Origin of the sequence: Paenibacillus marchantiae, from assembly GCF_028771845.1 — a bacterium.
Classification (GTDB): Bacteria; Bacillota; Bacilli; order Paenibacillales; family Paenibacillaceae; genus Paenibacillus; species Paenibacillus marchantiae.
Map to the genome: position 1 here is coordinate 4,509,032 of NZ_CP118270.1, position 21,769 is coordinate 4,530,800.

Here is a 21,769-nt window from a genome sequence, read left to right on the forward strand (position 1 = left end):
ATATGCTAAATTTCATGCAAAAAAACAAGAAGGTTTTGGCTTTTGCAAGTGCGGCATTATTGATTCTTACGTTGTGTTTGTCTATTTCACCTTCCATCGTATCGGCAGCTTCCGCGTTTAATCAAACGCAGGCTTCCAGTTATAACAGTCAATCCGGAGTCCAACTGGAAAGTTCCAGCGAGGGAGGGCAAAATGTCGCATTTATCGACAACGGCGATTACATTGTATTCAACAATGTGGATTTTGGCAGCGGTGCCAATTCAATCGACGTGAGAGTAGCCAGTAATAACAGTGGCGGTACGATTGAGGTCCGTCTGGATAGCCTAAACGGGACACTCGCGGGAACTGTTGCTGTTCCAGCTACGGGCGGGTGGCAATCCTGGCAAACGAAGTCCGGGTCAATCAATGGTGCCACTGGTGTACACACAGTCTATCTTAAATTCACGGGCGGAACCGGCAATTTATTCAATCTACTCTGGTTCAAGTTTAGTGCTTCCGCCGCAGGCAGCGGAGGCGATGTCGTAGGCAAGCTGTATGCCGGGTATCAAGGCTGGTTCAACGCAGCCGGAGACGGTTCACCGAACGGGGGCTGGGTGCACTGGTCCAAAAATAGCAGTGCGCCATCAGCAAATGGCAACGTGAATTTCGAGTTGTATCCAGACCTCCGCGAATATTCCAAGCTGTATCAGACAAGTTTGGCGAACCTCGGTAATGGTTCTCCTGCCAAATTGTTCTCCTCTTACGATCAGGAGACGGTCAACAAACATTTTGAGTGGATGCAAACCTACAATATCGACGGTGCAGCATTGCAACGTTTCGGCGCAGATGAGAGTGACACACCTAACAACTGGAAAAGCAACCGGGACAGCGTAGCCGTCAAGGTTAAAAATGCCGCGGAATCTTATAATCGCAAGTTCTATGTCATGTATGACATTACGGGCATGAATGCGAGCAATTGGGTACAGGCAGTTAAGCATGACTGGACGACCAATGTTGTGAACAACATGCACCTGCCATCATCTTCGGCCTATGCGAAGCAGAATGGCAAAATGGTTGTCTGCATCTGGGGTATTGGCTTCACGGATCGGCCGGGTACTGCAGCAGAGGCGGCCGATTTGATCGGTTGGTTCAAAAACCAGGGGATCTATGTCATCGGTGGCGTGCCTACGTATTGGAGAACGGGAAATAACGACTCTCGATCTGATTTTATGAACGTCTACAAATCGTTGGATATGATCTCGCCTTGGTCCGTTGCCCGCTTCGGCAATATTCAGCAAGCGGACAGCTTCAAAACCAATCAGCTTCAACCTGATCTGGCTTTCACACAGCAAAACGGAATTGACTATCAGCCAGTGATCTGGCCGGGTTCGGCTTGGTCGAACATGACTGGTGGCCCAAGAAACGAGAATCCGCGTCTGCATGGAGACTTCATGTGGAGGCAGGCCTACAATCTGAAGAGCATCGGTATCAATACCGGATATATCGCGATGTTTGACGAGTACGATGAAGGTACGGCTATTGCCAAGATGGCAGAGAACAGCTCCATGATTCCAACCAATCAATATTTTCTAACGCTGGATGCCGACGGTGTTGCCGTATCTTCAGACTTTTATCTCCGACTTGCAGGGGATATCAATCGCATGTTCAAAAACCAGATTCCAGTGACGGCAAACCATCCAACAAGTCATCAATAGAGCCCAAATGGCATGATTATAACAAGTTCGTATACGTTCAGGAGGATTAAAAATGACTACTAATGATATTGGCTTCGAAACCACACGCCAAAAGACGACATCCATGAATCCAGCAATCACATCTATATATACAGCAGATCCTTCGGCCCATGTATGGAACGACGGTAAAATTTACATTTACGCATCTCATGATATGGACCCAGCCAGAGGTTGCGATCTCATGGACAGATATCATGTTTTCTCCTCGGAGGATATGGTTCACTGGTTGGACGAAGGGGAAATACTCCGTTCAGACGATGTTTCCTGGGGCAGACCGGAGGGCGGCTTCATGTGGGCGCCTGACTGTGCATACAAGAATGGGACCTATTACTTCTATTATCCGCATCCAAGTGATTCGAACTGGAATGATTCCTGGAAGATCGGGGTTGCCACCAGTAGCTATCCAGCACATGGCTTTACGGATCAAGGGTATATCGAGGGGCTTGGCGGGTTTGCACTGATTGACCCGTGTGTAATTGTAGACGATGACAATAGCGCCTATATCTACTATGGTGGCGGCAGTGTCTGTCTGGGAGGCAAGCTCAATGAAGATATGATGTCACTGGAGAACGGTATGACAGAAATGCAAGGACTTGAGGATTTTCATGAAGCGGCCTGGGTGTTCAAAAGAAACAATCTTTATTATCTTACCTATGCGGACAATCTGGAAGACAACAACCGTATGAGATACGCAACAAGCGAGAATCCGCTTGGCCCATGGACGTACCGAGGCATTTTTCTGGAGCCGACAGGCTGTTCCACGACCCATGGCTCTGTAGTAGAATTCAAAGGGCAATGGTATCTTTTTTATCACAATCAAGCGATCTCTGGAGAAGGTACGCTGCGAAGCGTATGTATCGACTATCTGGAGTTCGATGAAGATGGTTCCATCAGACCTGTGGTTCAGACAAGGGAAGGTGTATCGTCCGTTAGTCCAGTCCCGATTCCTGCACGGCAACAGAAAGTTTATGCAGGTGCAGCTTGTCAGGTTTTTGGAGGAGCTGAAATCAGGACATTGCAATCCGGTCAAACCGTGGTCGGGAATCTTCAATCCTCAGAAGCGTACGCCTTGTTTAAGAATATAGATGGAGGCGAAGGCGGAAGAACATCGATTGAGCTTCATTATGCGACTGATGAACAACTAGCCAAATTGCATCTGACGATTAATGACCAGGACTATTCTTTACTGAATGCGCTATCCACTGGCGGTTTCCAGGAGTTCGGCGGAATCACCAATATCACCGTTCCTTTGGAGCCGGGTAATGTTAACACAATCCAAATTTCAGGTGGACATGGTGAGATCAATCTTTTAAGTCTCACCGTTACCCCGTTGTTGGATTAATACGTAAGAAACGGAATAGACGTTTAAACCTCAGGAGAGTTTTCCTGAGGTTTTTTCTTGTTTGTATGAACGAGTGAGTTCTAATAAAAGATAAGCACTTTTTTCCAACAAAATGCTAAATAAATGACAACGAAATGTTATTTCTATTTGTAACTGCTTACTTTATGCTAGATTTCAACACCCGATGAAGAGACTGGATTATGTCTGTACATACGGTTATGAGGGTTAGCCGTTGTGCAGAAGAAAACAAGTTCTTCGGATGTAAGACAGAAGTGCAAGTAGAGAACCTTGATGTATTTGTAAGCGGTAACAAAAAACAGACTAGGAGGAAATCATGTGAGGAAGAGTCGTCGATTCATGTTCACGCTGTTGGTCATTTTATTAATGGTTTCGTCAGTGCCACTCCCTGCCACAGCCTATCAAAATCCGCAAACGTTACCGGATGAATGGGGACAATATGGACTCGGGGACCCCTATGTATTGAAATTTAATGGATACTATTACCTTTATGTAAGCACAAGAGATACGGACGACGGTGTCAAAGTCTGGAGCTCCAAAGACCTGGTGAATTGGTCGTACCGTGGCTTAGCTGCAACAGATCCCATTACGCACGGAGCTTATGCTCCTGAAGTCGTTTACTGGAATGGCATGTTCTATATGTATACATCACCTGCCGGTAAAGGTCATTACGTGCTGAGCAGTCCAAGTCCTACCGGACCCTTCAATGTAGTAACGGGCAACCTTGGAAAGTCGATTGACGGTAATGTGTTCATTGACGATGATGGCTCGTTCAGCTTCTATCATGCCGCACAGGGCCGCATAGACGCAGCACCGATGAGCAGTCCGACTGAGATCGGAGTGAGTGCGTCAACAGGAGTGGGGATGGGAGGCTGGACTGAGGGTTCAACCGTCTTCAAACGGAATGGAAAATACTATATGACCTATACAGGTAACCATGTATTTAGCAAAGGATATCGGGTCGATGTGGCTGTTAGCACCACAGGTCCGAGGTCCGGATATGTTACCGATAGCACAAACCCGGTATTAATTCGTACAGAGGGCCCAACCGTGGGATTGGGACACAACACTGTAGTAACAGGACCTAATCTGGACACTCACTATATGATGTATCACAACTTGGAAGGTAACGGAATCATTGGACCGCTACGACATCTGAACATGGACCGAATTGTATGGAACAACGATAAGATGATCGTGCAAGGTCCGACTTCAACGGATCAACCCAATCCAGAAATGCCTGTTTTCTATGACTACTTCGATCGTTCTGCAATCGGAAGTAATTGGTCCAACGTGAACGGTGGTAATTGGGGCATCTACAATCAGGAACTCATGTGGCAAAATTCAATGGGCAGCTCAACTTGGTATAAACAAGTGACGGCTTCGAGCAGCGCATCGGATTATACGGCTGAATTTAACATGAAGGAAATGAATCGGGGAACGTCCACCAATCCGAGATACGGCGCTACATTCTCCTATACGAATGAGAACAATTACGGTGTTGCGCTGATCAGTTCGAAAAACAAAAGACTTGAGACATTTTTCCGAATTAACGGAGTGGATCAGGCTTGGCAAACATTCGATCTGCCTGCCGACTTCAATTATTCGAAATGGCATAACATACGGATAGAAAAATCGGGATCAACGTTTAAATACTACGTAGATGGTATGTTCAAAGCAACGCGTACCGCCAATGTAGGAGCAGGCAAAATTGGTGTTCTGACAGAGGATACACATGCGGACTTCGGCTATACTGCTTTTAGCAATGATGTGAACGGAAGCAGTGCATGGAATGCCTCCAAGCCGATTCCAGGCACAATTGAGGCCGTTCATTATATGAAAGGAGGCGAGGGTGTCGCTTATCACGATACAACGGCTGGGAACCTGGGCGGGGCTTATCGTACCGATGCCGGGGATATTCGCCTGAATAACGAAGGACTGTACAACTTGGGCTGGAATCAGACGGGAGAATGGTATAAATACAAAGTAAACGTGGAGTCAAGTGGATATTACGATATTGATTTTCGCATGGCTACCTCGTTGGACGGGGCTCAGATCCGAGTGTGGGATGGTTCGACCGACTTAACGGGTATAGTCAATGTACCTAATACGGGCGGATGGGATAATTGGAAAAATATCTCCAAGAAAAAGGTTTATTTAAATGCTGGACAACGGGAATTAAAGGTTGAATTCGTAACAGGCGAGGCTGATTTCTCAAGAATGACGTTTCAGAAGAATGTTGATGTGACAAGTGTAAGTGATAATTTTAACGACGGCGACGATAATGGATGGACACGGTTTGAAGGAACCTGGGCTGTAGAGAATGGTGAATACAGTGCAGCGAGCACCGGACCTGCCAAATCTACATTTGGAGATTCAGGATGGGCAGATTATACGGTCGAGGCGGATATTAAGATGATTGACTCAGGGGGAGATGGGGGGTTACTTGTCAGAGTGTCCAATCCATCCCACGGCACAGAACGAGGTCAGAACAATTATGATGCTTTACAAGGATATTACGCCTATCTGACCACAAGCGGAGTTAGTCTGGGCAAGATGAATTATAATTGGGCGCTCCTCAAGAGCAACGCGCAATCATATTCCACCAATACCTGGTATCATATGAAAGTTGCCGTTAATGGTACAAACATCAAAGTTTATGTGGATGATATGGTCACTCCGAAGATCGATTATACGGACAACAGCTTGAATCCGTTCACGCATGGCAAAATCGGTGTTAGAACGGCAAACAAGCATACACACTTCGATAACGTATCTGTTACTCCCTGAACCGGAAGCCAAGCGTTGAGAATGAAAATGGTTGTAACGAGAACTGAAATGCATATCAAGCCGCCAATTGGCGGCTTTTTTGCCTTAAACATGTAAGCTATTGCGACCAAATGATGCCTTCCTCTGATCTCCTTCACCACCGTCATTTCCCATTAGCCAATCCAACCCATTTCATTGATAATTGAATGATGGTTTCAACAGGAGAGGGTGGTTGGTAATGATGAAAAGTAGTGATCTGCTGATTGGATCGCATGTATCCTTTGGAGGAAAAGAGATGCTTCTCCAGGCTAGTAAAGAAGCCGCTTCTTACGGTGCATCTACTTTTCTGATGTACACTGGCGCACCGCAGAATTCGAAACGAAAATCTATTTCGCAATATAATATAGAAGCAGGTCATTTGCACATGAAGCAGCATGGCATTTCCAATATTGTCGTGCATGCTCCATTCCTGATTAATCTGGCGAATAGTTGCAAACGAGAGGTGTTTGATTTTAGCGTACAATTCCTGCGAGACGAGATCGAACGAACGGCATCACTTGGATCAAATCAGCTTGTTCTTCACCCCGGGGCCCACGTAAATGCTGGATTGGACATCGGTATTCGACAAATAATCCGGGGATTAAATGAAGTATTACAAGACGATAATCACCCGGAGGTACAGATTTCGTTGGAGACGATGGCGGGAAAAGGAACAGAGTGCGGAACAAGCTTTGAAGAACTGGCACAGATTGTCGATGGCGTGCAGCGGAATGAACGGATTTCCATATGTCTGGACACTTGTCATGTTCATGATGCCGGATACGATATTGTTGATAATTTTGATGGGGTACTTGAGCAGTTTGATAAGGTGCTTGGCCTTGATCGATTAAAAGTACTGCATATCAATGACTCCAAGAATGTGCGGGGATCGAGGAAAGATCGCCATGAAAACATTGGGCACGGACATATCGGACTTCAGACTTTGGATTATATCGTACATCATCCCCAGCTCGTGTCAATTCCGAAACTGCTTGAGACGCCGTCGATTGGCAAAATAAAATATAAAAGTGCACCTTATCGACATGAAATTGCCTTGTTAAGAAGAGAGTGCTCCGAACCCGTGCAGAAGGAAGAGGATTCTTTAGAAAACAGTAAATAGAGAGTATTCCAAACATTCGCTCACTCATTCCATGTTTATTCTCACGGGACATATGTTAAAATGGATGTAGAACGTTACTTTTTATTAAAAAGGAGGCCGCCATGCAGCCAATAGAGCCTCAAGACATCCAACACCGGATCAATCAACTTCTCGATCAGGACCTATATTTACACCTCGAACTCACGTCAGGTGCTTACGCCAGTCACTTCGATAGCACAAGGCATCCGGGGTCGGCATTCATTTCCAATGCGGTCATACGATATACGCAAGGATCTATCTCGGGCACAGGCCCATACCGAGTTGGTTTAAAAACCACTCACGGCTGGATATACGCTGAAGGACTTACACACATTGACGAGCTGGAACAAGAACGACTCATTCTGGCTGGTCACGATAGTCAAGGAAAGCTGGTTGTAGCTTTACAACTTAGTCGGGAATTGTTCTGATGAAAGCGGAGGATCAAATAAGCATGAATAACAAACAGATTGAACATCAGCGCATTTTAGTTGTGTTTCCCCATCCCGATGATGAAGCATTCACTGCTTCGGGAACGTTGGCGAAGTACATAGAAGGCGGTGCTCAAGTCACTTATGCTTGCCTGACTCTAGGGGAGATGGGACGTAATATGGGCATCCCTCCATTTGCCAACCGGGTCACCTTGCCAATAATCCGTAAGGATGAACTCATAGAGTCCTCCAATGCGATTGGTATTCAAGACTTAAGGATGCTCGGTTTTCATGATAAAATGATCGAGTTTGAAGACCCTGAGCTGCTAGATGGCCACATCTTAGCCCTGATCAAGGAGCTTAACCCTTCACTGGTCATTACTTTCTATCCGGGGTATAGTGTGCATCCCGATCATGATGCAACCGGAGCCGCGGTTACGCGAACGATTGGTCTATTGCCCGCAGAGGAGAGACCTATTGTGTACTGCTGCGCATTCTCGAACAATCACGAAGAGAGTATCGGGAAAGCGGATGTGATTGAAGACGTGAGCGGATTCCTTGCCAAGAAAATGGCGTCGATTCGAGCTCACCGTTCACAATTCCAAGCGCCGGAACTTGTCGGCAAGGGGAAATTGGACGATGAACAAATCCGAAATCGGTTTGGACGAGAAGCATTTTGGACCTATAAGTTCAATTAATTTTACAATCTGTACAATCTAAATTACGTAAAAAGTCGCCATTATGGCGACTTTTTTTCGTTTTAAACATAACATATTGTTCAGATGGAGAATGGAGTGAGTAGGGGCAATCGTATGGTTTCCATGCGCTTCCATGGGTAATAACATATTGACCATTAAACTTGTAAGGAGTGATACAATTGAAAGAACTTCGTTCTGTTTTTATTAAAATCCCGATACTCGTTATGTTTGTTGCACTTACAGCTTGCTCTGGAGAAACAGAGCTGCCTGCAACCTCTGAACCATCAGCACCAACAAATGAGTCGGTTACAGCTCCAACCACAGAAAATGAGGAAACATCTGCAACGACAAGACCGCAAACAGAAAGTTTTGATTTGATGACAGGGGAGGGGAATTCATCACAAACGGCCACCTTGCATCAAGGGGAAGGTTTTACATTGTACGTGTTCGAGAAGTTTTCTTTTGATGCTGCCAAAGGCCGCTTGTCGCTGACAAGCAATCCGGACTACTATGTGGATATTGAACCACTGCCCTCAGATTATGATCTGGAAAAGCTTAAGACAACTGGTCAAGAGAACTTGGAAAAATTCGGTGCGGTGACTGATTATAGTGGCGAGTTGATTGAGCACCCGCTTGGTTTCGCCGAGCTATATCTTCAAGCTTCAGGTGAAAAAGGGATAAACGATTATATGGTCTGGAAATCAGAAAAAGGTGACGCTTTTTTATTCCGTCTTCACAATCCCAAAGGGGAAGAAGCTTCCGATTTCGCTAGTCCGGTCCTTGTTTCCTTATCTACGGTTCAGGGCGAATAGTCGTCATCGTCATCTTAAGGAGTGAATGGACATCGTAATGCCAAAAATGCGAAGAAAACGAATCATTCGAATTACTGCGATAGTCATTTTACTTTTGCTCATAACGTGCATCGCATTTGTTTATGTTAATGACAGACCTGGCGGACTAGCCGATCGGCGCATGTCCAAAGCAATGGGAATGAGTGAAACCATGCATATTCCTATAGGAAAAACTGCTGAAGAAGCGATCCGAAAGTTTAGAAATAATGATGATTCATTACAAATCATTCATCAAGAACCGGTAGACGGCGGCATAATTTTGTTCAAACAAAAAACGGGTCAGGAAAATAACAGCAATCTTCAGATGGAGTATGCTCGGAAAATAATATTCGGATGGAAGTGGGCATGGGGTGGCGGATATTCCATTGGTGAATCATCTCAATTCACGTCTGCACTGGATTACATGAGCATACCTGAATTGAGTCACATATCGACACCTTTCCCTATGCTGTTTGGACATATATTAGACCCGGCTATTCAGCGTGTAACAGTCGAGTTTGAGGGAAATGAGAAACCAGTAGTTGCCGAAGCCAAGTTGGTTGAGGTGGGGCCGGAAAGCATAATCTGGTTTGTATCACTGCCCTCGTCTGTAACAATTCCGTATGAAATGAAGGGATTCAACGATAAAGGAGAACTCGTAACCCATAAACAAATTGATGATCCGAATGGCATGGGCGCCATGGTTCTTGGAGAACGTTAAAGAGTGTTCGTACGGAACCTGCGAGTAGGGCGAGATCGTCAAGTCTGGAAGACAATAAAAAGGGAACAACCCACTGTTTAGGGTTGTTCCCTTATACGTTACAAGGAAAATTCGGGTTTACAAAAAAATAAGTAAAAGAATTCCGACTACGAAGCAATAGTATGAAAAGTAAATCAAGTTCCCTCTTGCCATAATTCCCATGAACCATCTCATTGAAAAGTAGGTTACGATAAGGGTCGTAATGAACGCTAAAATGTAAGGTATAGCTAACTGCGCTCGGTGCGGATCGGTTACAATGTCAGAAGCCCCTAATATTACCCCGCCAATGCTGATCGGAATGTAGAGCATAAAAGAAAATTTCAACGCCGTTTCTTGTTTCATCCCGACAGCAATAGATGCAATCACTGTTGCACCAGAGCGGCTTATTCCCGGAATAAGAGCCACCGCTTGAGCCAGACCCACCAGTACTGCGTCTTTCGCAGACAAATCCCCATCTCTTTTGCGCCCGCGAAGGTTTCGAATAAGCCACAGCGCAACCCCTGTGATCAGTAAACTAATCGCAACCGTATAGACAGAAGTGAATATTTCTTCAATTTTATCCTTGAATAGCACAGCCCCGATTGCAGCAGGCAGGGTACCAATGATTATGTATAGACAAAACATAAAATCTGCTCTGTACTCCGCATTGCGAGAGAATAGAAATCGCCAGCCTCCTACAATAAGTTTTTTGATATCTTCCCGAAAAATAAACATAATGGCAATCAGTGAGGCTGTGTTTGTCAAAATTTCAAAGGATAATCCGTTCTGCTGCATGCCAAGCAGTCGTTGAACGATAATCAAATGTCCGCTTGAAGAAACCGGAATAGGCTCTGTAGCCCCTTGTACGATACCTAATAACACATATTTCAACCACAAAATAAAGTCTTCCATTGTATCCTCCTACTCATTATTTTCGATTAGCTTTGACATATTTCAGTTGGGCCACAATGATGACACTAATAATCACCAAAAGGAACCACGAACTGATCTTGCTAAAACTGACCAGTTGCCAGGAGTCATGCTGGTCAGGGTATTTCCAGCCGTTAAAAAATGTAGCTATATTTTCAGCAGTCCAGATGAAAAAACCTACGATGACAAAAGCGAGCGTTAACGGCATTCGATAGGTAGTTAATCGTACCCGATAGATAATCCATGTTTTACGAAAAACAATAAATACCAGCGCGGTCAACCACCAACGAAAATCGGGAATAAAATGATGTGTGAAAAAGTTGATATAGATGGCTCCTCCTAACAGAACCGAAGATGCAAACCCAGGCCAGCCTGTCATGTCCATACGCAATCTGCGCCATATTTGGCACATAAAGCTTGCTACACTTGCATACATAAATCCGCTATAAAGGGGAACGCCAAAGAGCTTGGTATAACCAGGCTCAGGGTATGACCAGGATCCCATCCACACCTTATACATCTCCAGTACCAATCCAATCACGTGAAATATACATATGACTTTGATTTCATCACGTGTTTCCAATCCGCTCCGGTACATAAGGTATTGTACTGCTAATAAAACAAGCAGAATGGCATCATAGCGATAAAGAAAGGGTATCTGAATTACGCTAGAAAGGGCCAACGTTCCAAAGATCGCCACAGGAAAAATGCAACTCATCGCCTGATGATAACCAAAATGCAGGAGCTGTACTAAAGGTTTCAAGTTATGTTTATCTCCTTCCTAAGCCTTGTTCATAATAATATAGATATGGTCCGTTTGTAAAAAGAGAAAAAAAGATCTATATATTTTCTTATTTTCAATTCGAGCTTATTCAAAGACAAAACAGGCCCCTCGTCAACTGGAGGGACCTTGTTTTTTGGCTAATTCAATTATGCATTTTCAGACAGCTTGTAGGCAGATTTAATCGTATGTTCAATGAGCGTCGCAATCGTTACAGGACCAACACCGCCCGGTACAGGTGTAATTGCTGAAGAAGGAACAAAGCAAGCTTCGTAGTCCACATCTCCGACGTTGCCTTTGTTATAACCTGCATCAATAACGACAGCACCTGGTTTAATCCAGTCTCCTTTAACAAAGAGCGGTTTGCCCACGGCTGCAATTATGATATCGCCAAGCTTCACGATTTCTTCCAGATTCACGGTTTTGGAGTGGCAAGTCGTCACCGTTGCATTCCGGTTGAGCAGCATGGCTGAGACAGGTTTGCCCAGAATTGGACTTCTTCCGATGACAACTGCATGTTTGCCCTCGATCTGAATATTGTAGAAATCCAAAATGCGCATAATAGCCTGTGGTGTACAGGAAGGGAATTCTGCGTCTCCAAAAGCATTAAGTGCAAAACCGAGAGTCGTAACACCGTCAACGTCTTTCTCGATACTAATGGCATCAAAAGCTGCTCTTTCATCGATATGATTCGGGACAGGGTGCTGAAGCAAAATACCGTGTACGGAAGGGTCATCATTTAGCTTGTTTATTTCTTGAATTAATTCATCCGTGGTGGTATCCGCAGAAAGAACGACCTTAATGGATTGCACGCCTAAGCGAGCACAAGCATTTCCTTTCATACGCACATAAGTCGCTGAAGAAGGATCATCTCCGACGAGAATTGTAGCGAGACAAGGCTGAATGCCTTTTTCCTTAAGAATGGCAACCTTCGAGGCCATGTCTTCCTTCATAAAATCTGCTACCGTTTGTCCATTCAAGATCAGTTTGTCAGTACTCATTTTCACATCGCCCTTTCAACATAAAAAAGAGGCAAGGAAATAAATATTCCTTACCTCTGCCCAGGCGTACGGCTTATTACAAAACCATATGCTCCCTCACGGTTCACCGTGTTCGCCAGTTACATATGATCGTTTAAATTGTTTAGATTGATAGTACTTGAAAAAGCAAAATTGTTCAATAGTTAATGGATTTCTCTTATAGAGAGAGATGATCTTAAGGATTAAGTATCTCGTCTATTAATGAAAATTCAACACGATCTACTTTCCAGCCCTTATTTGTATAGACGAGTGTGGCACTTCGGTAGAGTGTTTCCTTGTTACCGTAAACGGAACTAGAACCCGAGTATTGACTTAATCTAGCTGTATTACTGTCAGGGTAAGTCAGGCTGGATTGGCTAATGATTTTGAATTTAAAGTCATATTCCAGCCCTTTATCCTGAATAATTTGATTGATAAAACGATCTGTAAAATAGGTGCTAAAGTACGTCCGAATTTGCTTAATCGACGACAGATTTGTCGCTTCATTTAATTTGTCAACGAAGATTTGCTGTTGTTTGGCCGTTATTCTCTTTGTATTGGGCACTTGCACTTTGGGTTTTGCCATCGTTACCTGTAGTTGCTTACCATCAAGAGTAATAGTTGCTTGGCTGGTTTGTTGATTCCATTGCACGTCAGCGCCTAAAGTTTGACTGATAAACCGCGCCGGGACATAGGTGGTGTTATCGTTTAATTCCGCAGGAACATCCAGAGAAACTGCCTCTTGGTTAACCAATATCTTTTTAGAGTTAATGGTCAAAAGTATTGTCGTTTCACCTTTGGTCATGGTGATATTTTTTAGTTCTTTGTTCCAGTTAACTTCCGCTCCCAAGTTTTCGGACACTGCCCGTAACGGAATTAGAACACGATTATTTTGTAGCATGCCAGTATCCATTGTGATGTACTGGTTTGCAGCTTCCCCGGTAGCCGCAAAGCTCGGCAGGATGAGCAGAGTCGTTGTCAGCAAGGAAATAGTGATTTTTTTAAACATAGGCTCCTCCACTAAGGATTAATTATTTGAATATGTAGACGTTATCAAAATAGAAAATGTTTCTGTATGTAAGATGCCATTCTCCAAGCAGTAAGGTAGCCTAGGGCTTAATTCTAATTTTTTTCTTTTACCAGAGGAAATAGTTGATAACTGTTCTCACTCGTGATATATTGTTAACAAGTAAACTATTTCAGATTAATTTCCTGAATTAGCATAATCATTCAAGGTTTTTTTATTGTTTATAAGTAAATAAGGAGCGATTGAAGAATGGATTCAAACGATCGAACAAAACAGTTACTGTATGACCAATTTATCCGGTTTTTACATGTATATGAGAATCACAAGGATACGGAAATTGAACATTTTCTAAGTATCGCCCAGCGGGAAAGCATGGACAAAATCCCTCAGCATTTGACCGCGGTTCATATGATAGATTGCATTGGCAAGCATGAGCCTATAAACAACACAGGTATTGCTGAGGCGATGAATTTGTCCAAAGCGAGTATTACCAAGATCGGCAACAAACTGCTGGAGGAAGGATTCGTCAAACGTACGAAAATGAATGACAACAAAAAGGAGAGCTACTTCCGGTTGTCACCGCAAGGCAAAAAGATCTTTGAACTGCATGAACGTTTACATGTACTTGAGGCTGAACGGTTCTATCGTTCTTTGGACAAATATTCGGAACCGGAGCTGAAAATAATACTTCAATTTCTTCAAGACAGCAGCATGGATATGGAATCCAGATAAACTGAAGGAGAGTGAAACACTTGAGTCTGGCAGAATTGATCAGGGAACGCAGAAGTATTCGTAAATGTAATTCTACACCGGTGGAACAGGAGTTGGTTGTTGAATTGCTGCACAAGGCTACACGGCTTCAACCATCTGTTGAATCTGGCTCATGGCGTGTTGTTTATGCCGGAACTCCCGAAGCACGCAAACGGTTGGTGGACTGCATGCTGGAACAGATGTCGCAGAGCAAGCTCGGCAAGTTGATTCCGGGAAAACTGCTGGATGTGTTTAAAAAGAGGTTTACCGATATTCCTGCTCATGTCATTGTTATGTCGACTGTAGGACCGGATCGTCTGACCAATGACCGCAATTATGCGGCTGCCTGCGGGATGATGCAGAGCTTCCAACTGCTGGGATGGGAAAAAGGGTTAGGAATGCTGTGGGATACAGAGTCCATGATTCAGAATGAAGGCTTTTTCAAAGGAATTGGACTGCGTGAGGATGAAAGATTTGTTGGCATTCTTCATATGGGATATTACGACAAAGCGCCAAGAAGCCGGAAAAGAACACCAGCTGAGCAAAAGTGGACTGTATTTCAGGGTCAGACTACGTAGAAGGGAGGATGTAAATATGGAATTGTCCGATCTGCAAGGGGGCATACACAGTCCGAAATATTTTTTGGATCGACCGGTATCACAGGAGCTAATCCTTGAATTGCTCAATCACGCCGTGTGGGCGCCAAATGATGGACTTCGTGAGCCGTGGCGATTTATTTTTGCCGATAATCGTAATGGGAAACTCATGCAGGGAATGCAGGAGCACGCTCCAGCGTATCTTCTGGTTCTGGTGAAGGAAGAGGCGGATCATCATAAGCGGGAAGAGGACTTTGCAGCTGTCTGCTGTCTGATCCAAAATTTTCGTTTGCTTGCCCATGAACAGGGCCTGGGTGTGCGCAGTACGTTGCATGACTGGATGTACGACCGGAGTCGTGCTGAAAAGTTTGGCGTGTTAGGCAACGAGCGAATTGCTGCGGTTCTGGAATTGGGATATGGCGCTGTACAGCTGGAAGGGAAAACTGAGATAACAGAACCTCAGCTTCAGTTCGAACTGCTGTAGCGGAGAAGATATAGGAAAGAAAATTTAAATGAATGAGGAACGACAAAACCTTGATCGGGATTGTCGTTCTTTTTTGTGCGGTGTGTATCCGATTTGTAGATTACAAGTCAGCTATAGCGGATACACACAACTAATCCAGAGATTCACCTATTTTAGAAAAATGATATTCCTATAATGTGTTAATTACCTTGTTATGAGAATTGAATTGTGTTCTATTCTGTAAAGTAGATAAATCACCATCTAAATTCTTCAGGTTGGGAAGGAAAGCTGCGGCGACCGAACAAAGCAAGGGGAGCAGACCCAAAGACAAGAATAAGAAAGGCAGACCATAGAGTTCTGCAACCGCTGCACCTGCAAAAGCACCTACAGGCTGTAGTCCGCCACCAATGAGGAACCGTATTGAGTTGACTCGGCCTTGAAGAGGTCCGGGGACAAGTGTACCATGCAAAGCTGAACTGAGAGAACCAAAGAAAGGTCCTGCTGCACCAGCGGTACATAAGGCAACGAGCGCAAACTGATAACTCGGGAATAGGCCCAGTAAGGCGTTAAAAAGCCCGATGGCGGCTAGGCTGCACAACATAACTGTCCGTCGTCTTTTGATTTCACCCATCCACGAGATGACCAAAAGTCCTATTAATGTGCCACATGCTGAAGCAGTGGTGAGTGTACCCATAGCAGCGGCATCCCGATTTAACACTTCACGAACAAAAGGAATCATCATCGTCCAGATCGCTACAGAAGACATGTTGCTGATCGAAACCATTCCCATAATCGAAAGCATGGCCGGGAAACTACGATAAAAGGAGAAACCTTCATGGATATCTCTGAAATAAGCCTTAATTGAAAATGAGGACTTAGCTGCTACTGGCTTCTGCATTGTGGGCAGATAGAGCAACGTGGCAATGGCGGCGGTGTAACAAACGGCGTTGATGCCCAGCGTTGGCAACGCCCCAGCTACGGCAGTAAGAGCTCCGGCTAAAGCTGGGCCCAACAAAGCAGCTGCATTACGGCAGCCGTCGATTACCGCGAATGCACGCACCAATTTGTGTTTATCTGCTACTCCGGGAATAATTGCCATTGCGGTGGGCATGAATAGGGCAGAACATGCCCCGCTTAGTCCTGCGGCCAGGAAAAGATGCCATAATTGCAAGTGTCCTGCGAGTCCCAGACTCAGCGGTAATAAGAGAGCAAGCAACCTAACAGAAGCAAGCACTGCCATGAACCGCCCTCGGTGTAACCGATCGGCTAACGGCGAGCCGAGCAACCGAATGGCCACTTCTGGAATGCTAAAGCTTAGTGCCATCGCACCCATGGCCATCTTAGATGCAGTTATTTCATAGACAAGCCATTCCATAGCCAGAAGACCAAATACGTCACCAAATGAACTCAGAGTGACAGTCGCTAGTAAACCATAATAACTGCGCTTAAGCATGAGTGTTCCTCCGTGTGCGTAGGTTAAAGGGCATGATCATCATTCTTCAATATAAGCTGAAATCTGTTCCGAAAGCTTGTTGAGAGCTTCTAAACGCAAGCTGTAAGAGGTCGTTTTCTGGTTATAATGCACGATGACAAGCCCCGCTGCCCTTAATGAAATCAGGTGGTAGTGAACCGTACTTTTAGAAAGTTTAACCTCGCTAACGATCTCAGTGAATGTTAACTGCCTTCCAGCCAACAGGCGGAGGATATATAATCTGGTCTCGTCGGACAAAGCTCGCGTTAGACGCAACAACCGATGTTCAGGCCGACCCGTTGCTGGTGGGAGAATATCGGCAGAGTAACTTGTGAAAATCACTTCATCAAAGATGGCTGAGGTGACAAAGGGACGAGCATGATATTGAGGGATTAGAATCACTTGTTTGAGCAGAGGGGTGGGGTATAGACGCATACCTTCTGTTGCCTCCTCATAGACCTCTAAGTCATTGGTTCCGTTTAAACTGGACTGTCTGGTTTCAGCTTCTAAGGCGAGACCTTCGATAATCGCCGAATCAATTTGGCTGAAATAGTGGGTATCCCATTCACGCAGCGCTTCGGATGTCCGGCTGCGCAGTTCCGGGAGATTGGAGGGAACGGACAACTTCACATTAGCAGCGATGTCATATAGCTGGCCCGTGGTTAGGTCTTCAAGCCAATCCAAAAAACCACTCACTGAGCGTTCACCGGGACAACTCCAAATATAAGGTGCAAGGCTAAAATCATCTACAAGTTTCATCGTCTCCCGCATTTGTTGTAGTTTGGCAGGTGCGAACCGATCTTGTACTTCTCTGACCCATAGTTTTCCAGCATCCAGAGCATTATGATTCTGTTTACTCATGAAAACCGTCAGGCTGCTTACACATTCATAAATGGGCGCGAAATCAACTTCCACTTTGTAGTTCATAGCTCGAATTTCCCCCTTGTCTTTCTTGTTCTATATTTATAGAACAACTAGTTTGTTTTATTGTATACGAACAATTATGGGTTTGCAACAAAAATGTCCAATGATTTACTTATTCTCTTCAACGAAAAAAGACGTTCCCACGGGTGGCGAGCACCTGAAGAAGCGTCTTTATGATTTATATTGACAGCAAAATGAGCAGTCTGGTTTTAAAATAACTGAATAATACTTACCGATAGTGTATATTGAAAATTTAATCTTGGTTGAGTGCTGCTATCTGATCTTTCACATTTACATTACTTAATCCCCCGTGGTAACAAATGACAGATGTAATATCGAAATCTGCATATTTTCTCAACGAGAGCTTTGCTGCGTTCATATCCGGTGTAGTCGGGGCGTGAATTCCACCAAGTATACCTTCTACACTGTACATGGAATCCCCGGCAATGAGAGTTTTACTTTCCTTCAAATAAAGACTGATATGACCGGGTGTGTGTCCAGGCGTGTGAATAACGCGAATCCCACCGCAAAACGGCAGTTCCTGACCATCTATTAAAGTATGGTTTACTGTGCCCTTTGGCGGATTATCCAGGTGACCATCTTTTATCAGAGGCAGTTCCCCTTGGATGTACGGCTTATCCAATTCGTGTGCATATACATAAACAGCGTTGCCACGCGTCTGTAAAATCTCCGGTAGATTCCCTATATGATCGACATCCTGATGGGTCAAAATAACTGCATTTAATTGGTCTATTGAAACGCCAGCCTTCTCCATTGCCACACGCAAATCCTTAAATTGACCTGGAAAACCAGTGTCTATTAGAATAGTCATTTCTTGATCCTTTAAAAGAATAGGGTGTATCACATTCCCAGGATAGTCCAGATGGAGCATTTCGACTCCCTTTGAAATTTCCATAATATTAATCCTCCGTAGAAAGAAATTTATAAATAAAGTATCTCTTTGTAAACGAATCAAGTCATTAAAAAGATACGGGATAGAATTGGAAAAAAGATTATTGTTTTCTCGTGAACCAAACCAAGTATAGGATGATCTAATGAATAGAAGGAATGAAGGGAAGGGGGAGCATTGGTGGATTTATCAGAAAAAGCCGAACTTGCAAGGCAAGGAGATAAGGAAGCTTTTGTATTTTTAATACGTGCTGTTCAACAAAGCCTATTTGTTATAGGAAGATCAATCGTTAAAACGGATGAAGATTGTGCAGATGCGATACAGGAGACCATTGCTAAAGCTTTTTCTAATGTACATACACTGAAAGAGCCAACTTATTTTAAAACTTGGATCATTCGGATTTTAATCAATGAGTGTAATCGGATTATTAAGAAAAAAAAGCGAGTATCCCTTGTCCCTTATGATATGAGAAAGACATCTTATAAGGGGGATTTTGAACAAATTGAGCTGTTTGAGGTAATTGACGAATTGGATGAACAGCTTCAAACCATCGTGACACTTTTTTATATCGAGGACTTATCGGTCAAGGAAATATCTAGAGTGCTTGAAGTTTCTGAAGGAACAGTAAAGTCAAGGTTATTCAGGGCCAGACGACAATTATCAGAGCTCGTTCTAGAGGAAGGAGAGGGCAAATATGAATTTTCATGATCCGGTTGACCGTGAGATCAAGCAATTATTAAATGCTAAAAGAAAAGACCTGATCATTCCTGATACAGTACAACTTGCTATGGAGAACGCACTTTCCTCCATTTCGGAGCAGAAGGTAAAAAAGAAATATCCCCATAAAAAATGGAGATGGGCAGCAGCAGCTTTAGCCCTCTTTTTCATCCTAGGAGCGGTTTCGATTTATTCCGTACCAACATTTGGTGAGATGATCCGGTCTTTATTTGCCAAGGATAACCCGGATATTGGACTTTTGCGGGCACAAGAATTGGGACTAGTGCATAATCCTCACATTAAAGTCAAGGACAAAGGTTATACGCTGGTAATTGATGAAGCAGTTGCAGACCCTACCCGAGTGACGATGGCTCTTCAACTCTTTGATAAAAAAGGTAAGCACGATCGCTATAAGTTACTCCTTGGAGATCTGAACAACATTACAATCAAAGATGCTAACGGTAAAGACTTGGACACCATGTACGATATGGGGTACACAAATGATTTTTATTATATGGTTGCTTTCTTCAATGAGCCATTGGAGACAGACAAGATTACGATAGAAGGGAATATTGGGACGCTTGGCAACAGAAACGAGCCTTCCATTGAAGGAGAATGGAACTTTAGCTTTGATATAGATATGAGAGAGGCTAACCAGCAAACGAAGATAGAAGAATTATCAGGTAGCTACACAACGCCACACGGAATGACAGTCACTTTAAAGAGGTTAACGAGAATGGTACAAGGAGTCCGTTTTGAACTGGAGACTGAACTTAATGATGCTGCAATGGCAAGGTCACCCGGTGATTTATGGGAAAAGCAGATGTTGAGCTTTCACTTTGAAACTAAAGAGAATGAAGAAATTCATTCGGTAAATTCGAGAAAGAATGGTGACATGGTTAGTCTGATGTCTACTGATTATGCAGTCATTGGAGACGGGAAGATTCGTTGGAGTTATATTTTCAAGTACTTGCCAGAGCATGAACCATATCGTTTTATTTTGGATGGTTACTCGGTCGCGGAAACAGACGGTAGCAGAATTTCCTTTAGGCCATCGGAGCTGATAGAACCCAAATCTTTTCAAATATTAACAGACCGCATAGAGTTGGTTGGGACGTCGCTTGAGGACTCACAAAACCCTGATGCCACATTTGAAACAGCCGTATCGTTCTACGGGGAAATGGATAACGAAATAAACAATGAAGAATGGAAAGCATACGATTCAGCAGGCAAGCAGTATGACGTTAGTAAGTGGGGGATTTCAACCTTAAAAAATACGCTTTCTAATAATTGGAGAGAGGGATTTATTAGTATGGGGAATCGCGATACGCAGCAGCCTTATGAATATCGGATTATGGGGTTAGACCACATTCCGGAGGAACTTATCCTGGTAAGACGTGTAGTGGATAAAAGGTACAAAGACCCGGACTGGTCCGTAATGCTAAAATAATTTATTAATGTGTAGTCTATCCAGCACTAATATCCTCAGCATCACTTTCACTGCCGCCCTTCTGGGCGGCTTTTTGCATATTTGTTTTCCTGTAGGTAGAAGTCGATTTTTAGAAGGAAAGCAGATATAGATCTAAACATATTAGAGATTAATCTTTAATTTGTCAGGTTTTTATGTAACCGCTATCATTCTATAATTTAGTCAGAAAGGAGGTAAAAGTAAAAAAAATAATTGCATCAAATGGTAATTGAAAACTTCAACCGAGAATCAGACGAAAGCAGTCGATAGGGCAAATACAATCATATTGGGAGGTAGAGTATGTTTAAATTTAGCAAAAAAATGTTGACGGTCATTCTTGCGGCTTCCATGAGTTTTGGCGTGTTTGCAGCAACCTCAAGTGCAGCGACAGATTATTGGCAGAATTGGACCGATGGCGGCGGTACGGTTAATGCTGTGAATGGGTCGGGCGGAAATTACAGTGTGACATGGCAAAATACGGGGAACTTTGTTGTTGGTAAAGGCTGGAATGTTGGATCTCCAAACCGGACAATTAACTATAATGCTGGGGTTTGGTCTCCATCTGGCAATGGCTATTTGACACTCTACGGGTGGACAAGAAATGCACTTATTGAATATTACGTTGTAGATAGCTGGGGCACTTACCGACCAACAGGAACGTTTAAAGGTACTGTCACCAGTGACGGAGGAACCTATGACATCTATACAACGATGCGATATAATGCACCTTCCATTGATGGCACACAAACCTTTGCCCAGTACTGGAGCGTAAGACAGTCGAAGAGAGCGACCGGGGTTAACTCCGCTATTACGTTCAGCAACCATGTGAACGCATGGGCAAGTAAAGGAATGAATCTGGGTAGCAGTTGGTCATACCAGGTGTTAGCGACAGAAGGATATCAAAGCAGCGGAAGTTCTAACGTAACGGTGTGGTAAGTAATCCATGGTAAGCAACCCCACGGTGATCCGTTTAATGAAA

The 21,769-nt window shown here is 44.0% G+C and carries 21 protein-coding genes and 1 riboswitch; of the genes, 14 read left to right on the forward strand and 7 right to left on the reverse strand.

Going from position 1 to position 21,769, the window contains the following annotated elements; translation table 11 throughout:
* The first annotated feature begins 14 nt into the window (after window positions 1-14).
* From PTQ21_RS20485 to PTQ21_RS20520, 8 genes are all read left to right on the forward strand, one after another.
* Window positions 15-1,694, forward strand: a complete 1,680-nt coding sequence (locus tag PTQ21_RS20485) for a carbohydrate-binding protein (protein ID WP_274566932.1) — start codon at window positions 15-17, stop codon at window positions 1,692-1,694.
* A gap of 52 nt (window positions 1,695-1,746) precedes the next feature.
* Entirely contained in the window at window positions 1,747-3,075 is a 1,329-nt protein-coding gene (locus PTQ21_RS20490; RefSeq protein WP_274566933.1) for a family 43 glycosylhydrolase, read from the forward strand.
* Between the two features lie 336 nt (window positions 3,076-3,411).
* Window positions 3,412-5,883 carry a family 43 glycosylhydrolase gene (locus tag PTQ21_RS20495; protein ID WP_274566934.1) on the forward strand — a complete coding sequence of 824 codons (2,472 nt, stop codon included), beginning with the start codon at window positions 3,412-3,414 and terminating at the stop codon, window positions 5,881-5,883.
* A gap of 217 nt (window positions 5,884-6,100) precedes the next feature.
* On the forward strand, window positions 6,101-7,021 hold the full coding sequence (locus PTQ21_RS20500; protein ID WP_240321384.1) for a deoxyribonuclease IV: 921 nt from the start codon (window positions 6,101-6,103) through the stop codon (window positions 7,019-7,021).
* 101 nt (window positions 7,022-7,122) lie between these two features.
* Window positions 7,123-7,467, forward strand: a complete 345-nt coding sequence (locus PTQ21_RS20505) for a YojF family protein (protein ID WP_024631702.1) — start codon at window positions 7,123-7,125, stop codon at window positions 7,465-7,467.
* 23 nt (window positions 7,468-7,490) lie between these two features.
* On the forward strand, window positions 7,491-8,165 hold the full coding sequence (bshB2, locus tag PTQ21_RS20510; RefSeq protein WP_274566938.1) for a bacillithiol biosynthesis deacetylase BshB2: 675 nt from the start codon (window positions 7,491-7,493) through the stop codon (window positions 8,163-8,165).
* A 170-nt stretch (window positions 8,166-8,335) separates the two neighbouring features.
* Window positions 8,336-8,977, forward strand: coding sequence for a hypothetical protein (locus PTQ21_RS20515; protein WP_420800337.1), 642 nt, complete (start codon window positions 8,336-8,338; stop codon window positions 8,975-8,977).
* Window positions 8,978-9,002: 25 nt separating this feature from the next.
* Window positions 9,003-9,716 carry a hypothetical protein gene (locus PTQ21_RS20520; RefSeq protein ID WP_274566940.1) on the forward strand — a complete coding sequence of 238 codons (714 nt, stop codon included), beginning with the start codon at window positions 9,003-9,005 and terminating at the stop codon, window positions 9,714-9,716.
* 117 nt (window positions 9,717-9,833) lie between these two features.
* Here PTQ21_RS20520 and PTQ21_RS20525 read toward each other — a convergent pair whose 3' ends face one another.
* The 4 genes from PTQ21_RS20525 to PTQ21_RS20540 form a co-directional block, all read right to left on the reverse strand.
* On the reverse strand, window positions 9,834-10,646 hold the full coding sequence (locus PTQ21_RS20525) for an undecaprenyl-diphosphate phosphatase (protein ID WP_274566941.1): 813 nt from the start codon (window positions 10,644-10,646) through the stop codon (window positions 9,834-9,836).
* A gap of 16 nt (window positions 10,647-10,662) precedes the next feature.
* Window positions 10,663-11,382 (reverse strand): DUF817 domain-containing protein, encoded by a 720-nt coding sequence (locus PTQ21_RS20530; protein ID WP_063565222.1) that lies wholly within the window; start codon window positions 11,380-11,382, stop codon window positions 10,663-10,665.
* Between the two features lie 212 nt (window positions 11,383-11,594).
* On the reverse strand, window positions 11,595-12,446 hold the full coding sequence (locus PTQ21_RS20535; RefSeq protein ID WP_063565033.1) for a bifunctional 5,10-methylenetetrahydrofolate dehydrogenase/5,10-methenyltetrahydrofolate cyclohydrolase: 852 nt from the start codon (window positions 12,444-12,446) through the stop codon (window positions 11,595-11,597).
* Between the two features lie 51 nt (window positions 12,447-12,497).
* Window positions 12,498-12,579, reverse strand: a riboswitch (ZMP/ZTP riboswitch).
* Between the two features lie 81 nt (window positions 12,580-12,660).
* Window positions 12,661-13,473, reverse strand: a complete 813-nt coding sequence (locus tag PTQ21_RS20540) for a stalk domain-containing protein (protein ID WP_079696070.1) — start codon at window positions 13,471-13,473, stop codon at window positions 12,661-12,663.
* Between the two features lie 267 nt (window positions 13,474-13,740).
* Here PTQ21_RS20540 and PTQ21_RS20545 point away from each other — a divergent pair, with 267 nt between their 5' ends.
* Genes PTQ21_RS20545 through PTQ21_RS20555 form a run of 3 tightly spaced genes read left to right on the forward strand, consistent with a single transcriptional unit; the run spans window position 13,741 to window position 15,321 of the window.
* On the forward strand, window positions 13,741-14,223 hold the full coding sequence (locus PTQ21_RS20545; protein WP_063565031.1) for a MarR family transcriptional regulator: 483 nt from the start codon (window positions 13,741-13,743) through the stop codon (window positions 14,221-14,223).
* Between the two features lie 11 nt (window positions 14,224-14,234).
* A complete protein-coding gene (locus PTQ21_RS20550; RefSeq protein WP_244552076.1) occupies window positions 14,235-14,819 on the forward strand; it encodes a nitroreductase family protein in 585 nt (194 codons plus the stop codon).
* 16 nt (window positions 14,820-14,835) lie between these two features.
* Entirely contained in the window at window positions 14,836-15,321 is a 486-nt protein-coding gene (locus PTQ21_RS20555) for a nitroreductase family protein (protein ID WP_063565029.1), read from the forward strand.
* A gap of 169 nt (window positions 15,322-15,490) precedes the next feature.
* On the opposite strand, the gene PTQ21_RS20560 is transcribed toward PTQ21_RS20555, so the two are convergent.
* The 3 genes from PTQ21_RS20560 to PTQ21_RS20570 form a co-directional block, all read right to left on the reverse strand.
* Window positions 15,491-16,753, reverse strand: a complete 1,263-nt coding sequence (locus tag PTQ21_RS20560; protein WP_338020283.1) for an MFS transporter — start codon at window positions 16,751-16,753, stop codon at window positions 15,491-15,493.
* 39 nt (window positions 16,754-16,792) lie between these two features.
* Entirely contained in the window at window positions 16,793-17,698 is a 906-nt protein-coding gene (locus PTQ21_RS20565) for an ArsR/SmtB family transcription factor (protein WP_072732836.1), read from the reverse strand.
* A gap of 250 nt (window positions 17,699-17,948) precedes the next feature.
* Window positions 17,949-18,611, reverse strand: coding sequence for an MBL fold metallo-hydrolase (locus PTQ21_RS20570; protein WP_274566947.1), 663 nt, complete (start codon window positions 18,609-18,611; stop codon window positions 17,949-17,951).
* 174 nt (window positions 18,612-18,785) lie between these two features.
* On the opposite strand from PTQ21_RS20570, the gene PTQ21_RS20575 reads away from it, so the two are divergent.
* The 3 genes from PTQ21_RS20575 to PTQ21_RS20585 all read left to right on the forward strand — a co-directional run bounded on the left by PTQ21_RS20575 (window position 18,786) and on the right by PTQ21_RS20585 (window position 21,726).
* Complete coding sequence (locus PTQ21_RS20575) at window positions 18,786-19,313, forward strand: sigma-70 family RNA polymerase sigma factor (RefSeq protein ID WP_090806298.1); 528 nt, start codon at window positions 18,786-18,788, stop codon at window positions 19,311-19,313.
* Window positions 19,300-20,772, forward strand: coding sequence for a DUF4179 domain-containing protein (locus tag PTQ21_RS20580; protein ID WP_274566948.1), 1,473 nt, complete (start codon window positions 19,300-19,302; stop codon window positions 20,770-20,772). Before PTQ21_RS20575 ends, PTQ21_RS20580 begins: the two co-directional genes overlap by 14 nt.
* A gap of 318 nt (window positions 20,773-21,090) precedes the next feature.
* Complete coding sequence (locus PTQ21_RS20585; protein WP_072732839.1) at window positions 21,091-21,726, forward strand: glycoside hydrolase family 11 protein; 636 nt, start codon at window positions 21,091-21,093, stop codon at window positions 21,724-21,726.
* Window positions 21,727-21,769 lie beyond the last annotated feature (43 nt).